Source organism: Bradyrhizobium sp. SZCCT0231, from assembly GCF_018130245.1.
GTDB classification, from domain to species: Bacteria; Pseudomonadota; Alphaproteobacteria; order Rhizobiales; family Xanthobacteraceae; genus Bradyrhizobium; species Bradyrhizobium japonicum_F.
On record NZ_JAFCKP010000001.1, the window covers coordinates 285,447 to 300,107 of the forward strand.

The window sequence follows — 14,661 nt, forward strand, 5'->3', positions numbered from 1 at the left end:
GTACTCCGAGACGGCAGTGGGTCATCGAGAAGCTGCAGCGTACTGGATTCCCCGCCTTCGCGGGGAATGACAGTTGGGGCGAGGAGCCATGCCCCCGCCCCAATCGACGCGCCCTCGATTGTGCCCTATGCTGCCGCGCTCCCCCTCAACAATCACAACAACAATGATGTACCTGGAAACGCCGCCGCGCCTGATCGAGACCAGGATGTTCTCCGCCATGCCCGACAAGTTTCGCCGCAAGGGCGTGCGAACCGATTGGGCCGATGCCAACCGGCCGGGTCCACGTCTTCGTGTTCGCGCCGAACGGCGAATTGATTGCGCGGATCAAGTCGTGCGCGGGGCCGAACTGCACGAATGTCGCGATCGGTGGCGCCAACAAGGATCGCCTCTATATCACGGAGTCTGCAACTGGCAGTGTGCTGGTGGCGGATATCAGCGGACTGTGAGATCTAACATGAACACAAATCCTTTCGGCAAGACCGGCGCCAACGTCTCCGTCATCGGGCAGGGCACTTGGTATCTCGACCACGGCGACCGCAAGCGTGCGGTTGCCGCGCTCCAGCGCGGGCTCGATCTCGGCATGACCCATATCGACACCGCCGAGATGTATGGCGATGCCGAGCTTGTCATCGCGGATGCGATTGCGGGCCGTCGCGATGAGGTGTTCCTCGTGTCAAAGGTGCTGCCGAGCAACGCCTCGCGCCGTGGCACCATCGCCGCCTGCGAGCGCTCGCTGAAGCGACTCAAGACCGACCGGCTCGACTGTTATCTCTTGCATTGGCGCGGTTCCTATCCACTCGAGGACACCGTCGCCGCATTCGAGGAACTGGTGAAATCAGGCAAGATCAAATCCTGGGGCGTCTCCAATTTCGACGCCGACGATCTCGCTGAGATTCTCGAAGTCGCCGGCGAGGGGCGGATCGCCTGCAACCAGGTGCTCTATCATCTCAAGGAGCGCGCAATCGAGCATGCGGTGATCCCGTGGTGCGAGCGGCACGGTGTCGCCGTCGTTGCCTACTCGCCGTTCGGCCACGACGATTTCCCCGCAAGCAGCAGCAAGGGCGGCGCCGTGCTGGCGCGCATCGCGGAGGTGCGCCGTGCGACGCCGCGTCAGGTCGCGCTGAGCTTCCTCACCCGTGCGACTACGGTGTTCGCGATCCCGAAGGCCTCATCCGCGGAACATGCCGGCGAAAATGCGGCGGCAGGCGATCTCGTGCTGACGAAAGACGAAATCGCTGCGCTTGATGCGGCGTTTCCGCGTGGGCCGAAGCCGCGCAGCCTGCCCATGCTGTAGTGCACAACGGGCATTATTAACGGAGCATTGACGCGCGCGGCGGCCCGCGCATATCGGCATCCTGTTTTCGGAAGTTGTGAACGCGGCACATTTGTCGTTTTTTACGGCTGTTCTCGATTCGCGTTTTGCCCGGGTTCCCAGCCGTGACACCGCCGCCCGCCGTAGCCGCAAGGCTCGACAGTATTCCCATGCCCGTGCCGGAGAAGAAGCAGCAGGCTCGCCGCGCGCCTGCGCGCGTCGATCATCCCTTCAAGGGCATCGCACTGATCCTGCTCTCGACGGTGTTTCTCGGCTGCTCCGACGTCACTGCGAAATATCTCTCGACCAGCCTGCCTTCGATCGAGATCACCTGGATCCGCTTCCTCACCTTCACGCTGCTGTTCACGCCGGTGATGCTGCCCGCCTCGCCGTTCTATGCGATGCGCACCAAGCGTCCCGGCCTTCACGTGATGCGCGGGGCGGCGCTGCTCGGCTCCTCGCTATTCTTCATTACGGGCCTCGGCTTCCTGCCGATCGCGGAAGCGTCCGCCACCGGCTTCGTCGCGCCGCTGTTCGTCACGGCGCTCTCGATCGTGTTCCTCGGCGAGAAGGTCGGCGTGCGCCGCTGGCTCGCCACCGCGCTCGGCCTCATCGGCGTGCTGATCATCCTGCGCCCGGGTACCAGCGCGTTTCACCCCGCCGCATTCTTTCCGTTGGTTTCGGCGGCGTGCTGGGCCGGCACGCTGATCCTGACGCGCATGATGAGCGGGCGGGAAGCCGTCGTCACCACCATGGCCTATTCCTCGCTGACCGGCCTTGCGATCCTCACCGCAATCGTGCCGTTCGTCTGGGTCACGCCGTCCTGGACCGCGATCGCACTCGGCATCTTCATCGGCGTCGCCTCGACCGCCGGCCAGTGGATCGTCGTGCTTGCCTACCGCTACGGCGATGCCTCGGTGCTGGCGCCGTTCTCCTACTCGCAGCTGCTCTGGGTCAGCATTCTCGGCTTCTTCATCTTCGGCGAGGTGCCGAGCATCTGGACCATCGTCGGCGCGGCCTTCATCGTCGCCAGCGGCCTCTACATCGCCCATCGCGAGCGTGTCCGCCGCGCCCAGCTCCTGGTGCTGGAAGAGCGTTCGCCGAACGCCTGACGCAATATCGCAACTCCCACTTCGTGCTATCAATGGCTCCAACGATCAGGGAGGAGCCGGATGCGCGCTGCGATTTTCAGGAACGGCGAGATCGTCGTTGGCGAGATGGCCGAGCCGACGCCGGGCCCAGGCCAGGTGCTGGTCAGGACGCTCGCCTGCGGCATCTGCGGCTCCGACTTGCACGCGCGCCAGCACGCCCATCGCATGGTGGAGATGGCGAGGAGGACAGGGCGCAAGCCGATGGACCTCAGCCGCGATGTCGTGTTCGGCCACGAGTTCTGCTGCGAGATCGTCGACTACGGCCCCGGCACATCGCGCAAGCTCAAGCCGGGCACCCACGTCTGCTCGCTTCCCGCGCTGGTGACGCCTGGGGGTATCGAGGGCATCGGCTATTCCAACGACAATATCGGCGGCTACGCCGAGGCGATGCTGCTCAGCGAAGCGCTGTTGCTCGAAGTGCCCAACGGTCTTGCGCCGGAGCACGCCGCGCTCACCGAGCCGCTGGCGGTCGGCGTCCACGCCGTCGCGAAAGCCAATATAAGCGGCGGCGAGGTGCCGCTCGTGATCGGCTGCGGACCGGTCGGGCTTGCGGTGATCGCTGCGCTGAAGCTCAAGCGGCTGCATCCGATCGTCGCGGCCGACTATTCGCCGGCGCGGCGCGCGCTCGCCGCAAAACTTGGCGCCGACATCGTCGTCGATCCCAGGGTGTCGCAGCCCTACGCGACCTGGGCCGAGCACGCGCAGATGTCGGAGGCCGAGAAGGGGGCGCGGCCGCCGTTCCAGGCCATGCTGCCGGCGCTGAAGCCTGCGATCATCTTCGAATGCGTCGGCGTGCCCGGCCTGCTTCAGCAGGTGTTCGAGGGCGCGCCGCGCGATGCGCGCATCGTCGTGGTCGGCGTCTGCATGGAGACCGACAGAAGCGAGCCCATGCTCGGCATCATGAAGGAGCTCAACGTTCAATACGTGCTCGGCTACACGCCGGAGGAATTTGCAGGCTCGCTGCGCCTGATCGCGGAAGGGCAGGTGGATGCCGCGGCAATGGTGACGGCCGAGGTCGGCATCGACGGCGTCGCCAAGGCGTTCGCCGATCTCGCCAATCCCGAAGCCCACACCAAGATCATCGTGCAGCCGTGGCGGTGACGCTCGTCATTGCGAGGAGCGAGGGTGCCGTAGGGTGGGCAAAGGCGCGAAGCGCCGTGCCCACCATGCATCCGCGTTCATGGTGAGAATGGTGGGCACGCTACGCTTTGCCCACCCTACGAGACCGGAGCTTGCGGCCATCCCTCGAGACGCCCGCGTTGCGCTAGACAGGCAGCGCGATCGAATACTTCACCTGGCTGAGCGCAAAGCTCGACTCGATCGAGGCGATGCCGTCGAGCCGGGTCAGCTTGGTCTTGAGGAACGTCTCGTAGGAGGCGAGGTCGGCGGCGACGACGCGGAGCAGATAGTCGCGGTTGCCGGTCATCAGATAGCATTCCAGCACCTCGTCCCATTTCGAGATCGCGCGCGCGAAGCGGTTGAGATCCTCCTCCTTCTGCCGCGCCAGCTTGATCGAGATGAAGACGCTGACATGCAGGCCGAGCGCCTTCTGGTCCACGGTCGCGACGTAGCGCGAGATCACGCCGCGCTCCTCCAGGAGCTTGACCCGGCGATGGCAGGGCGAGACCGAGAGACCGACCTTGTCGGCGAGCTCCTGCATGGTCAGCCGGCTGTCGGCCTGGAGCAGCGCGAGGATCTTGCGGTCGATGGCGTCGAGCTCGGGCATTGGGATGAAACCTGTCCTTGGGGTGATTCGTTGGTAAAATATCCCAATATCGTCAGGTATGGCGCGAAAAATTGAGAAGTTTGGGGCCGTCCGCAGGCGTATCATCGCTCCACCTGTTTCCGGGAGCATTGCCATGCCCGTTGATTCCGCCCGTCTGGACACATTGACTGCACTGGCCCGCAAGGCGCTGTGGCTGTCGTCCTGGACCATCCACCATGCCAACCACGTCCGCCCCAATGCGGATGGACTCAAGGTCGGCGGCCACCAGGCCTCCTCCGCCTCGCTCGCCACCATCATGTCGGCGCTGTATTTCCACGTGCTGCGCCCAGAGGATCGCGTCGCGGTGAAGCCGCATGCGAGCCCGGTGTTCCACGCCATCCAGTATCTGTTCGGCCGGCAGAGCCGCGAGAAGCTGGAGAACTTTCGCGGCTTCAAGGGCGCGCAGTCCTATCCCTCGCGCACCAAGGACGTCGACGATGTCGATTTCTCCACCGGCTCGGTCGGCCTCGGCGTCGCGCAGACGCTGTTCTCTTCGCTGGTGCAGGACTACGTCAAGGCACACGGCTGGATGAAGGACCGCCGCGAAGGGCGGATGATTGCGCTCGTCGGCGACGCCGAGATGGACGAGGGCAACATCTTCGAAGCGCTCGCGGAGGGCTGGAAGCACGGCCTGCGCAACACCTGGTGGGTGGTCGACTATAACCGCCAGTCGCTCGATGCCGTCGTGCGCGAGGGGCTCTGGGAAAAGTTCGAGACCATGTTCCGCAATTTCGGCTGGGACGTGGTGATCGTGAAATACGGCCGCCTGATGCGCGAGGCCTTCGCCGAGCCGGGCGGCGAGGCGCTCAAGCGCTGGATCGACAACTGCCCGAACGCGCTCTACGCGGCGCTGTGCTTCCAGGGCGGTGCGGCCTTCAGAAAACATCTGCATGACGAGATCGGCGACCAGGGCCCGATCACCAGGCTGATCGACAAGCGCAGCGACGAGGAACTGTTGGCGCTGATGTCGAACCTCGGCGGCCATGACATGGCGAGCATGATCGAGGCTTTCGACGCCATCGATCACGATCGTCCGGTCTGCTTCATCGCCTACACGATCAAGGGCGTCGGCCTGCCGTTCCAGGGCCACAAGGACAACCACGCCGGCCTGATGACGGTCGCGCAGATGGAGAAGTACCGCGACAGCCAGAACATCCGTCCCGGCCATGAATGGGACAAGTTCGAAGGGCTGTCGCAGGATGCCTCCGAACTGGAAGCTTTCCTCGCGCGGGTGCCGTTCAACCAGGACGGCCGCCGCTTGAGCGCTCCCGTCGTCGAGGTGCCCGCGCAGCTCGCCTTCAAGCCGTCGCCGCAGATGTCGACCCAGCAGGGCTTTGGCCTCGTGCTGAACGAGATCGCGCGCAGCGACAGCGAGCTGGCCAGGCGCATCGTGACGACCTCGCCCGACGTCACCGTCTCGACCAATCTCGGCCCCTGGGTCAACCGGCGTGGGCTGTTCGCGCGCGCCGAGAAAGCGGACTTATTCCGCAGCGAGAAAATTCCGTCGACCTATAATTGGGATGCCTCGCCAAAGGGGCAGCATCTCGAGCTCGGCATCGCCGAGATGAACCTGTTCATCATGCTCTCGGCGCTCGGCCTGTCGCACCAGATCAACGGCGAGCGGTTGCTGCCGGTCGGCACGCTCTACGATCCCTTCATCGAGCGCGGCCTCGATGCGCTGAACTATGCCTGCTACCAGGATGCGCGCTTCATGGTGGCGGCGACGCCGTCCGGCATCACGCTGGCGCCCGAAGGCGGCGCGCATCAGTCGATCGCAACGCCCTTGATCGGCATGGCGCAGGACGGGCTCTCCTCGTTCGAGCCGGCCTTCGTCGACGAGCTCGCCGTGATCATGGCTTTCGGTTTCCAGCACATGCAGCGCGATCCGGGCGAGGGCGGTTCCGTGTACCTGCGCCTCTCGACGCGCAGCATCGAGCAGGCGCAGCGGATCATGACGCCTGACCTGCAGCAGGGCATCACGGACGGCGCCTATTGGCTGCGCAAGCCGGGCCCGAATGCCGAGGTCGTGATCGCCTATACCGGCGCGGTCGCGCCGGAGGCGATCGAGGCGACCGGCTTCATCGGCGAAAGCCGCCGCGACGTTGGCCTGCTCGCGATCACCTCGGCCGATCGCCTGCATGCAGGCTGGACCGCCGCACGGAAATTGCGGCGCGACCGGCGCGGCGTGCAGCATCTCAGCCATATCGAAAAGCTGCTGGCGCCGCTGCCGCGCGACTGCGGGATCGTCACCGTGATCGACGGCCATCCCTCCGCGCTCGGCTGGCTCGGCAGCGTCCGCGGCCATCGTGTCGAGGCGCTCGGCGTCGAGCAGTTCGGCCAGACCGGGAGCATCGCGGACCTCTACCGTCACTACGGCATCGATGCCAACGCCATCATCGATGCAGCTGAAAGCCTCACCACCGGCGCGCCGGTGCTGCACCGGAAGATGGCGGTGTAGTCGAGGTAACCATCCTGTCATTCCGGGGCGACGCGGAGCGTCGAGCCCGGAATCCATTGGGCGTCAGGGCAGGTGGTGAAATGGATTCCGGGTTCGCGACTTTGTCGCGCCCCGGAATGACGGCTGAGAGAACCTTGCCACGTTCCCGCCATCGGCTCATATACCTCCGTCCGCCGCAACGCTGGCCCCGCATATGGCGGGTTCAACTGCCGGCGCTTTCGTGCAAGGATGCCTGCCGAAACGCCCCCTCCAAGCCCCCAAGAAGAGGTTAACGATGGTCAATCGCATGCAATTCTACATCGACGGCGCCTGGGTCGATCCCGCCGTCAAGAAGTCCACCGCCGTGGTCAATCCGGCGACGGAAGAGGCGATGTACGAGGTTGCGCTCGGCTCCAAGGCCGATGTCGACAAGGCCGTTGCCGCCGCCAAGCGCGCCTTCGCAACGTTCTCCCAGACCAGCCGCGAGGAGCGCGTCGCGCTGCTCACGAAAGTCATCGAGGTTTACAAGGGCCGTCTCAAGGAGATCGGCGCGGCCGTCTCCGACGAGATGGGTGCGCCGCTGCCGATGGCGGAGAAGCTCCAGGCCGGCGCCGGCCTCGGCCATCTCATGACCACGCTCGACGTGCTCAAGAACTATCATTTCGAGGAGCCGGTCGGCACCGCCATGGTGCTGCGCGAGCCGATCGGCGTGGTCGGCATGATCACGCCCTGGAACTGGCCGTTGAACCAGATCGCCTGCAAGGTCGCGCCTGCGCTGGCCGCCGGCTGCACCATGATCCTGAAGCCGTCGGAATTCACCCCGACCTCGGCACTCATCTTCGCGGAAATCCTCCACGAAGCCGGCGTGCCGAAGGGCGTGTTCAACCTCGTCAACGGCCTCGGCCCCGAGGTCGGCGCCGCCATGAGCGAGCACCCCGACATCGACATGATCTCGTTCACCGGCTCGACCCGTGCCGGCATCGACGTGGCGAAGCGCGCAGCGCCGACCGTGAAGCGCGTCAGCCAGGAGCTTGGCGGCAAGTCGCCGAACGTCATCCTCGAAGGCGCCGACCTCACGAAGGCGGTGACCGGCGGCGTGATGCACATGTTCAACAACTCCGGCCAGTCCTGCAACGCGCCCTCGCGCATGATCGTGCCGGCCTCGAAGATGAAGGAAGTCGCCGCGATCGCGAAGGCCGTCGCCGACAAGACCAAGGCCGGCGATCCGCGCGGCGAAGGCACGACCATCGGCCCGGTCGTCAATCGCGGCCAGTGGGACAAGATCCAGGCGCTGATCAAGAAGGGCATCGACGAGGGCGCAACCCTCGTCGCCGGCGGCCCGGGCCTGCCCGAGGGCGTCAACAAGGGCTTCTATGTCCGTCCGACCATCTTCGCCGACGTCACCCCTGAGATGACGATTGCCCGCGAGGAAATCTTCGGACCGGTGCTGACCATCCTCGGCGCCAAGGACGAAGCCGACGCGGTCAAGATCGCCAACGACACGCCCTATGGCCTCGCCGGCTACGTCTCGGGCGCTACGGTGGATGACGCCAAGCGCGTCGCGCGCCAGATCCGCGCCGGCAACGTCAACCTCCAGGGCGTGCCGAATGACCGCACCGCGCCGTTCGGCGGCTACAAGCAGTCCGGCAACGGCCGCGAGTGGGGCAAGTACGGCCTCGAGGATTTCCTCGAAGTGAAGGCCGTCGCCGGCTTCAACGCGGCGTAAGTTTTAGCGTCCGAACGAACAAACAAAGCGCCGGAGCGGGCAACCGCTCCGGCGCTTTTTCGCTTCGCTCGCAATGACGGAAGAGGGATCTCGTAGGGTGGGCAAAGGCGCGCTCTTCGCGCGACGTGCCCACCATTCCACGACGAACAAGAATTGGTGGGCACGCTTTCGCTTTGCCCACCCTACGAGACCGTGCTCACGGTGGAAAAAGAATCGTAGCCCGCATGGAGCGAAGCGAAATGCGGGGACACTTTTCCGGATTACGCTGCGCTCCATCCGGGCTACGGGAAAGCAGCGCCTATCCCCCCACCGCGCCCTGCGTGTTCACATACAGCGCGTAGATCGACTGGCTCGCGGCCATGAACAGGCGATTGCGCTTGACGCCGCCGAAGCAGACGTTCGCGCAGCGTTCGGGCAGGGCGATGCGGCCGATCATGACGCCGTCGGGCGCGAACACGACGACGCCGTCGAGCTCGGGGTCGCCCATGCCCCAGCCGCACCAGAGATTGCCGTCGATGTCGCAGCGCATGCCGTCGGGCGTGCCCGGGCCGGCATCGATGTGAACGCGCTTGTTCGAGATCGTGGTGCCCTCAGGCGAAACGTCATAGGCGAGGATCTTGCGGTTCGGCACGCCCCGCGATTCCACCACGTAGAGGATCTTCTCGTCCGGCGAGAAGCACAGCCCGTTCGGCCCGAGCACGCCTTCGGCGACGATGGTCGCCTTGCCGGTCGCGGGATCGAGCCGGTAGACGTTCGGCTCGATCTCGGGCTCGGCCTTGTAGCCCTCGTAATTGCCGAGCAGGCCGAAGGTCGGATCGGTGAACCAGATCGAGCCGTCGGACTTCACCACGACGTCGTTCGGCGAGTTCAGCCGCTTGCCGTCGAACGAGTCCATCAGCACGGTGATGCTGCCGTCATATTCGGTGCGCACCACGCGCCGCCCGCCATGCTCGCAGGTGATCAGCCGGCCTTGCCGGTCGCGCGTGTTGCCGTTGGCGAAATTGGAAGGCTTGCGGAACACGCTGACCGCGCCGGTCTCCTCCTCCCATTTGAGGATGCGCTGGTTGGGGATGTCGCTGCACAAGAGATAGCGCCCGTCGCCGAACCACACCGGCCCCTCGGCCCAGCGCAGGCCGGTCGCGAGCCGCTCCACCGCCGACAATTTCAGCCAGTATTTTTCGAAGCGGGGATCGAGTGCCTTGATCGCGGGGTCGGGGTAATAGGTCGCCGGCCGCCAGCCTTGACGGCCATCCGGGGAGTGGGACGATGCATCGTTCATGTGCAGGTCTCTTTGTTTGCGTTCCCTCTGGACAAACCTGCTATCATTAGAGACATGTGACCGCAAATCGGTCAGCACAGGTGAGGAAAGACATGCCGCGTATTTTGATGACGGGAGCTTCGGGCGGAATCGGCACGAGCCTGCGAAAGCTGCTGCCGCCGATCTATCCGGATCTCCTGCTCTCCGACATCAAGCCGCCTGCCGATCTCAGCCCGAACGAAAAATTCAAGGCGGCGGACCTCGCCGATCTCGCGCAAGTCGAGGCGATCTGCGAGGGCGTCGACGGCATCATCCATTTCGGCGGCTATTCGGTCGAGGGCACCTGGGATCAGATCCTCCAGGCCAACATCATCGGCGGCTACAATCTGTTCGAGGCCGCGTACCGCAAGGGCATCAAGCGCGTGGTGTTCGCCTCGTCGAACCACGCCGTCGGCTTCTATCCGCGCCACCACAAGATCGGCACCGACGTCACGCCGCGCCCGGACGGCCGCTACGGCGTCAGCAAGGTGTTCGGCGAGGCCGTCGGCGCGCTCTACGCGGACAAGCACGGGATGAAGGTGACCTGCCTGCGCATCGGCAATTTCGGCGACATGCCGCTCGACCAGCGCCGGCTCTCGATCTGGCTCAAGCCGGACGACCTCGTACAGCTCTGCCGCATCGGGCTCGAGCATCCCGACATCCATTTCGAGGTCTTCTACGGCGCCTCCTTCAACGAGCGCGCCTGGTGGGACAACCATCGCGCCTACGAGTTCGGCTATCGTCCCACTGGCCGCGCCGAAGATTTCCGCGAGCATGCGATGGCCGAGCAGGCGAAGCTGAAGCCGGATCCGGTCGGCGATTATTTCCAGGGCGGCACGTTCTGCAGCATGGAGTTCGACGCTGATCCGAGCCGGATCATTGATTGGAACAAGAGATAATAATGTGGTTGCAATGCAGGTGCGCTATCGTGCTCGGCTCTTATTGACAATCAGAGCGCGCCCTGTACCACAAGCGTAACGTCGAAGGAGCGGCATGATGACGAGCGGCTTGCGCAAAGGTCTGACGAGCTATGGCGATGCCGGCTTCTCGCTGTTCCTGCGCAAGGCGTTCATCAAGGCGATGGGCTATTCCGACGACGCGCTGCAGCGCCCGATTGTCGGCATCACCAACACCTATAGCGACTACAATCCCTGCCACGGCAACGTCCCGCAGATCATCGAAGCCGCCAAGCGCGGTGTGATGCTGTCGGGCGCGATGCCGTTCGTGTTCCCGACCATCTCGATCGCCGAGAGCTTTGCGCATCCGACCTCGATGTACCTGCGCAATCTGATGGCGATGGACACCGAGGAGATGATCCGCGCGCAGCCGATGGATGCGGTGATCGTGATCGGCGGCTGCGACAAGACGCTGCCGGCGCAGGTGATGGCGGCGATCAGCGCCGATTTGCCGACCGTGGTCATTCCTGTCGGGCCCATGGTGGTCGGTCATCACAAGGGCGAGGTGCTTGGGGCCTGCACCGACTGCCGCCGTCTCTGGGCGAAATATCGCGCCGGCGACATGGACGATGCAGAGATCGAGGCGGTGAACGGGCGTCTCGCGCCGTCGGTCGGCACCTGCATGGTGATGGGGACGGCCTCGACCATGGCCTGCATGATCGAGGCGATGGGCCTGTCGCTGCCGATGAGCGCGACGATTCCGGCGCCGCATGCCGAGCGCTTCCGCCTCGCCGAGGCGAGCGGCAAGGTCGCGGCCAAGATGGCGAAGGCCAGGGGGCCGAAGCCGAGCGAAGTGTTGACGCCAGCGTCATTCAAGAACGCGCAGGTCGTGCTCCAGGCCATCGGCGGCTCGACCAACGGCCTGATCCATCTGACCGCGATGGCGCATCGCTCGCCGCACCGGCTCGATCTCGAAGCGTTCGACCAGATCGGCCGCGAGGTGCCGGTGCTGGTCGACCTGAAGCCGTCCGGCGAGCACTATATGGAGCACTTCCACCACGCCGGCGGCGTGCCGAAGCTGCTGGCGCAGCTCGGCGATCTCATCGATCTCGATGCCAGGACCGTCACCGGCCAGACGCTGCGCGATGTCGCGGCGAATGCGGAGGACGTGCCGGGCCAGGATGCGATCCGCCCGCGCAATAATCCGATCAAGAACGAGGGCGGTCTCGCCATCCTGCACGGCAATCTCGCGCCGCGCGGTGCTGTCATCAAGCAGTCGGCCGCGAGCCCAAAACTGCTGCAGCACACCGGGCGCGCCGTCGTGTTCGAATCCGTCGAGGACATGACCTTGCGGGTCGACGATCCCGATCTCGACGTCACCGCCGACGACGTGCTGGTGCTGCGCAATGCCGGCCCGAAGGGCGCGCCCGGCATGCCGGAAGCAGGCTATCTGCCGATCCCGAAGAAGCTCGCGCGTGGCGGCACCAAGGACATGGTGCGCATCTCGGATGCGCGCATGAGCGGCACCGCGTTCGGCACCATCGTGCTGCACATCACGCCGGAATCCGCCGTTGGCGGGCCGCTCACGCTGGTGCAGAACGGCGACATGATCCGCCTCGACGTTGCCAGGCGCAGCATCGAGCTGCTGGTCGATGCGGCCGAGCTGGAGCGGCGCCGTGCTGCGTTGAAGCCGGTTGCCGCGCCCGAGGAAGCAAGGCGCGGCTACGCCTGGCTGTTCAACGAGACCATCCTGCAGGCCGACGAGGGCTGCGACTTCGATTTCATGCAGAGGAATGGGCCCGCGAAGGGCTGAGCCACCGACCGCGTGGCCGCTACTTCCCCTTGCTGGTGAACTTCTTCACGGCGGCGCGGAACGCGTCCGTGTTCATCGCCATGATGATCTTGTGCTCCTCGGCATCGAGCTGCTGCTTCACCGGCGTCGTGGCGGCCTGGTAGACCAGCTGCTTGGTGCCGGCGATCGCCGCCGGCGGATTCTGCGCGAGACGCTCGGCAAGTTTTCGCGTGGCGGTCTTCAGCTCGGCGGCAGGAGCGACCTTCGCAACCAAGCCCCATTCATAGGCCTGCTGCGCGGTAAAATTGTCTTCGGACAGGAAGATCTGCAGCGCCCGGCGGGAGCCGACCGTGCCGACGATGCCGACCGTCGAGCCGCCATCCGGCGATACCCCGATCTTGGCATAGGCGGGCGTGAACTTGGCATCCTCCGCCGCGATGCAGAGGTCGGTGACGAAGGCGAGGCCCATGCCGGCGCCGGCGGCCGAGCCGTGCACGCTCGACAGCGAGATTTTCGGCATGCGCCTGACGATCTCGATGAAGGCATGATAGTGCTTCAGGAGCTCGCCGACGACGGGCGTCACCGTGCCGGCTTCGGCGGCGGCCCCGATCGTCTGCAAATCGCCGCCGGCGCAGAACGCGCGGCCTTCGCCTTCGAGCACGACGACGCGGATCTCGTCCGCGCCGTCGATATAGGCTGCGAGCTGTTCAAGCTTCTGTGCAATCGCAAGGTTGATCGCGTTGAACGCGGCAGGGCGGTTCAGCGTGATGGTCGCGATCGGGCCGTCGATCCGCAGCAGGGCGGGATCATCGGGCTTTGAGACGGGAGCGGTCATCTGGAAAATCTCCGGCAGGAGGTCGAGGCTCGAACTAAATCGCAGAAGGGCGGGGGTGACAATCCCCGGCCGCCGCTCTTGCGCCGGGCGGAACGATAGGCTCAAATGGGGGCGCTTTCGCCAAGGGACGGACACGAGCGCCGGCTCCTCGCAAGGCCAGCAACCAAAATCAGCGAGAGAGGAGACGGCATGGGTCACGCTCGTGTCTTCCGGAAATGGGCTGTCCAATGAGCGGCGGTCCGGTGATCATCGTCGGGGCCGGCCATGGCGGCTACCAGGTCGCGGCATCGCTGCGTCAGGCCGGCTTTTCGGACCGCATCTGCCTGATCAACGACGAGGCGCATCTGCCCTATCAGCGGCCGCCGTTGTCCAAGGCCTACATCAAGGGCTCCGCGGGTCCGGAGAGCCTGATGTTCCGGCCGGAGAAGTTTTACCAGGACCAGAAGATCGAGCTGATCGCGGGCCGCGCCGTTTCGATCGACCGCGCGGGACGCAAGGTGCATCTCGCATCCGGCGAGACGCTGCCTTATGGCCACCTCGTGCTGGCGACCGGTGCGCGCAATCGGCTCCTTGATTTGCCGAATGCCAATCTGCCCGATGTGAAATATTTGCGCATCCTCGACGACAGCGAGTCGCTCAGGCAGATCATGCCGTCGAAGAAGCGCGCCGTGATCATCGGCGCCGGCTTCATCGGCCTCGAATTCGCCGCGACCGCCCGGATCAAGGGCCTCGAGGTCGACGTGCTCGAGCTCGCTCCGCGCGTGATGGCGCGGGCGGTGACAGCGGAGGTCTCGGACTATTTCCAGGCACGGCATCGCGAGGCCGGCATCCGCATCCATCTCGGCGTGCAGGCCACCTCCATCGAAGCGGAGGGCGGCAAGGTCACCGGCGTTTCCTTGAGCGACGGGCGGCATCTGCCGGCCGACCTCGTCGTGGTCGGCGTCGGCGTGCTGCCGAACATCGAGCTCGCGGCCGAGGCCGGGCTTCCGGTCGCGGCCGGCATCATCGTCGACGAATATCTTGCCACGGCCGATCCAGACATCTCCGCGATCGGCGATTGCGCGTTGTTCGCAAGCCCGCGCTTCGGCGGCTCGCTGCGGCTGGAATCGGTGCAGAACGCCACCGATCACGCCCGCTGCCTCGCGGCGCGGCTGACCGGCGACAAGAAGGCTTACGATAGTCATCCCTGGTTCTGGAGCGACCAGGGCGACGACAAGCTCCAGATCGCTGGCCTCACCACCGGCTACGACCGTGTCGTGTTGCGCGGCGATCCCGCCAGGAAGGCGTTCTCGGCGTTCTGCTATCACGGCGACAGGCTGCTCGGCATCGAGTCCATCAACCGCGCCGGCGATCACATGTTCGGCCGCCGCTTGCAGGCCATGGACCGCACCATCACGCCGGAGCAGGCCGCGGACGAGAGTTTTGACCTGAAGAGCGCGCTGGCATAGGC

At 65.3% G+C, this 14,661-nt stretch carries 11 protein-coding genes and 1 pseudogene; 9 read left to right on the forward strand and 3 right to left on the reverse strand.

What is annotated here, in order from left to right; all coding sequences use genetic code 11:
- Window positions 1–281: 281 nt before the first annotated feature.
- The 4 genes and pseudogenes from JQ566_RS01345 to JQ566_RS01360 form a co-directional block, all read left to right on the forward strand.
- A pseudogene (locus tag JQ566_RS01345) lies at window positions 282–446 on the forward strand (SMP-30/gluconolactonase/LRE family protein); the annotation flags it as partial.
- Window positions 447–454: 8 nt separating this feature from the next.
- Complete coding sequence (locus JQ566_RS01350; protein WP_212368575.1) at window positions 455–1,294, forward strand: aldo/keto reductase; 840 nt, start codon at window positions 455–457, stop codon at window positions 1,292–1,294.
- A gap of 188 nt (window positions 1,295–1,482) precedes the next feature.
- A complete protein-coding gene (locus JQ566_RS01355; RefSeq protein ID WP_212371440.1) occupies window positions 1,483–2,424 on the forward strand; it encodes a DMT family transporter in 942 nt (313 codons plus the stop codon).
- Between the two features lie 60 nt (window positions 2,425–2,484).
- Window positions 2,485–3,564 (forward strand): zinc-binding dehydrogenase, encoded by a 1,080-nt coding sequence (locus JQ566_RS01360; protein WP_212368578.1) that lies wholly within the window; start codon window positions 2,485–2,487, stop codon window positions 3,562–3,564.
- A 163-nt stretch (window positions 3,565–3,727) separates the two neighbouring features.
- Here the strand turns inward: JQ566_RS01360 and JQ566_RS01365 are convergent, their stop codons facing one another.
- Window positions 3,728–4,189, reverse strand: coding sequence for an Lrp/AsnC family transcriptional regulator (locus JQ566_RS01365; protein ID WP_028144303.1), 462 nt, complete (start codon window positions 4,187–4,189; stop codon window positions 3,728–3,730).
- A 133-nt stretch (window positions 4,190–4,322) separates the two neighbouring features.
- Here JQ566_RS01365 and JQ566_RS01370 point away from each other — a divergent pair, with 133 nt between their 5' ends.
- Window positions 4,323–6,686 carry a transketolase gene (locus JQ566_RS01370; RefSeq protein ID WP_212368581.1) on the forward strand — a complete coding sequence of 788 codons (2,364 nt, stop codon included), beginning with the start codon at window positions 4,323–4,325 and terminating at the stop codon, window positions 6,684–6,686.
- 274 nt (window positions 6,687–6,960) lie between these two features.
- Window positions 6,961–8,391, forward strand: a complete 1,431-nt coding sequence (locus JQ566_RS01375) for an aldehyde dehydrogenase family protein (RefSeq protein WP_212368584.1) — start codon at window positions 6,961–6,963, stop codon at window positions 8,389–8,391.
- A 298-nt stretch (window positions 8,392–8,689) separates the two neighbouring features.
- Here the strand turns inward: JQ566_RS01375 and JQ566_RS01380 are convergent, their stop codons facing one another.
- A complete protein-coding gene (locus tag JQ566_RS01380; protein ID WP_212368586.1) occupies window positions 8,690–9,670 on the reverse strand; it encodes an SMP-30/gluconolactonase/LRE family protein in 981 nt (326 codons plus the stop codon).
- A gap of 92 nt (window positions 9,671–9,762) precedes the next feature.
- Between JQ566_RS01380 and JQ566_RS01385 the strand changes: the two genes are divergently transcribed.
- Together JQ566_RS01385 and JQ566_RS01390 are read left to right on the forward strand one after the other, a co-directional pair.
- Window positions 9,763–10,587 carry an NAD-dependent epimerase/dehydratase family protein gene (locus JQ566_RS01385; protein WP_212368588.1) on the forward strand — a complete coding sequence of 275 codons (825 nt, stop codon included), beginning with the start codon at window positions 9,763–9,765 and terminating at the stop codon, window positions 10,585–10,587.
- A gap of 97 nt (window positions 10,588–10,684) precedes the next feature.
- On the forward strand, window positions 10,685–12,397 hold the full coding sequence (locus JQ566_RS01390; RefSeq protein ID WP_212368591.1) for an IlvD/Edd family dehydratase: 1,713 nt from the start codon (window positions 10,685–10,687) through the stop codon (window positions 12,395–12,397).
- A gap of 19 nt (window positions 12,398–12,416) precedes the next feature.
- On the opposite strand, the gene JQ566_RS01395 is transcribed toward JQ566_RS01390, so the two are convergent.
- On the reverse strand, window positions 12,417–13,211 hold the full coding sequence (locus tag JQ566_RS01395; RefSeq protein ID WP_212368595.1) for an enoyl-CoA hydratase/isomerase family protein: 795 nt from the start codon (window positions 13,209–13,211) through the stop codon (window positions 12,417–12,419).
- Window positions 13,212–13,438: 227 nt separating this feature from the next.
- On the opposite strand from JQ566_RS01395, the gene JQ566_RS01400 reads away from it, so the two are divergent.
- Complete coding sequence (locus tag JQ566_RS01400) at window positions 13,439–14,659, forward strand: NAD(P)/FAD-dependent oxidoreductase (RefSeq protein WP_212368599.1); 1,221 nt, start codon at window positions 13,439–13,441, stop codon at window positions 14,657–14,659.
- Window positions 14,660–14,661: the final 2 nt, after the last annotated feature.

Bases quoted from the DNA above. Each gene is read 5' to 3' on its own strand.
- JQ566_RS01350 (WP_212368575.1), top strand. From the start codon at position 455: ATGAACACAAATCCTTTCGGCAAGACCGGCGCCAACGTCTCCGTCATC.
- JQ566_RS01355 (WP_212371440.1), top strand. From the start codon at position 1,483: ATGCCCGTGCCGGAGAAGAAGCAGCAGGCTCGCCGCGCGCCTGCGCGC.
- JQ566_RS01360 (WP_212368578.1), top strand. From the start codon at position 2,485: ATGCGCGCTGCGATTTTCAGGAACGGCGAGATCGTCGTTGGCGAGATG.
- JQ566_RS01365 (WP_028144303.1), bottom strand. From the start codon at position 4,189: ATGCCCGAGCTCGACGCCATCGACCGCAAGATCCTCGCGCTGCTCCAG.
- JQ566_RS01370 (WP_212368581.1), top strand. From the start codon at position 4,323: ATGCCCGTTGATTCCGCCCGTCTGGACACATTGACTGCACTGGCCCGC.
- JQ566_RS01375 (WP_212368584.1), top strand. From the start codon at position 6,961: ATGGTCAATCGCATGCAATTCTACATCGACGGCGCCTGGGTCGATCCC.
- JQ566_RS01380 (WP_212368586.1), bottom strand. From the start codon at position 9,670: ATGAACGATGCATCGTCCCACTCCCCGGATGGCCGTCAAGGCTGGCGG.
- JQ566_RS01385 (WP_212368588.1), top strand. From the start codon at position 9,763: ATGCCGCGTATTTTGATGACGGGAGCTTCGGGCGGAATCGGCACGAGC.
- JQ566_RS01390 (WP_212368591.1), top strand. From the start codon at position 10,685: ATGACGAGCGGCTTGCGCAAAGGTCTGACGAGCTATGGCGATGCCGGC.
- JQ566_RS01395 (WP_212368595.1), bottom strand. From the start codon at position 13,211: ATGACCGCTCCCGTCTCAAAGCCCGATGATCCCGCCCTGCTGCGGATC.
- JQ566_RS01400 (WP_212368599.1), top strand. From the start codon at position 13,439: ATGAGCGGCGGTCCGGTGATCATCGTCGGGGCCGGCCATGGCGGCTAC.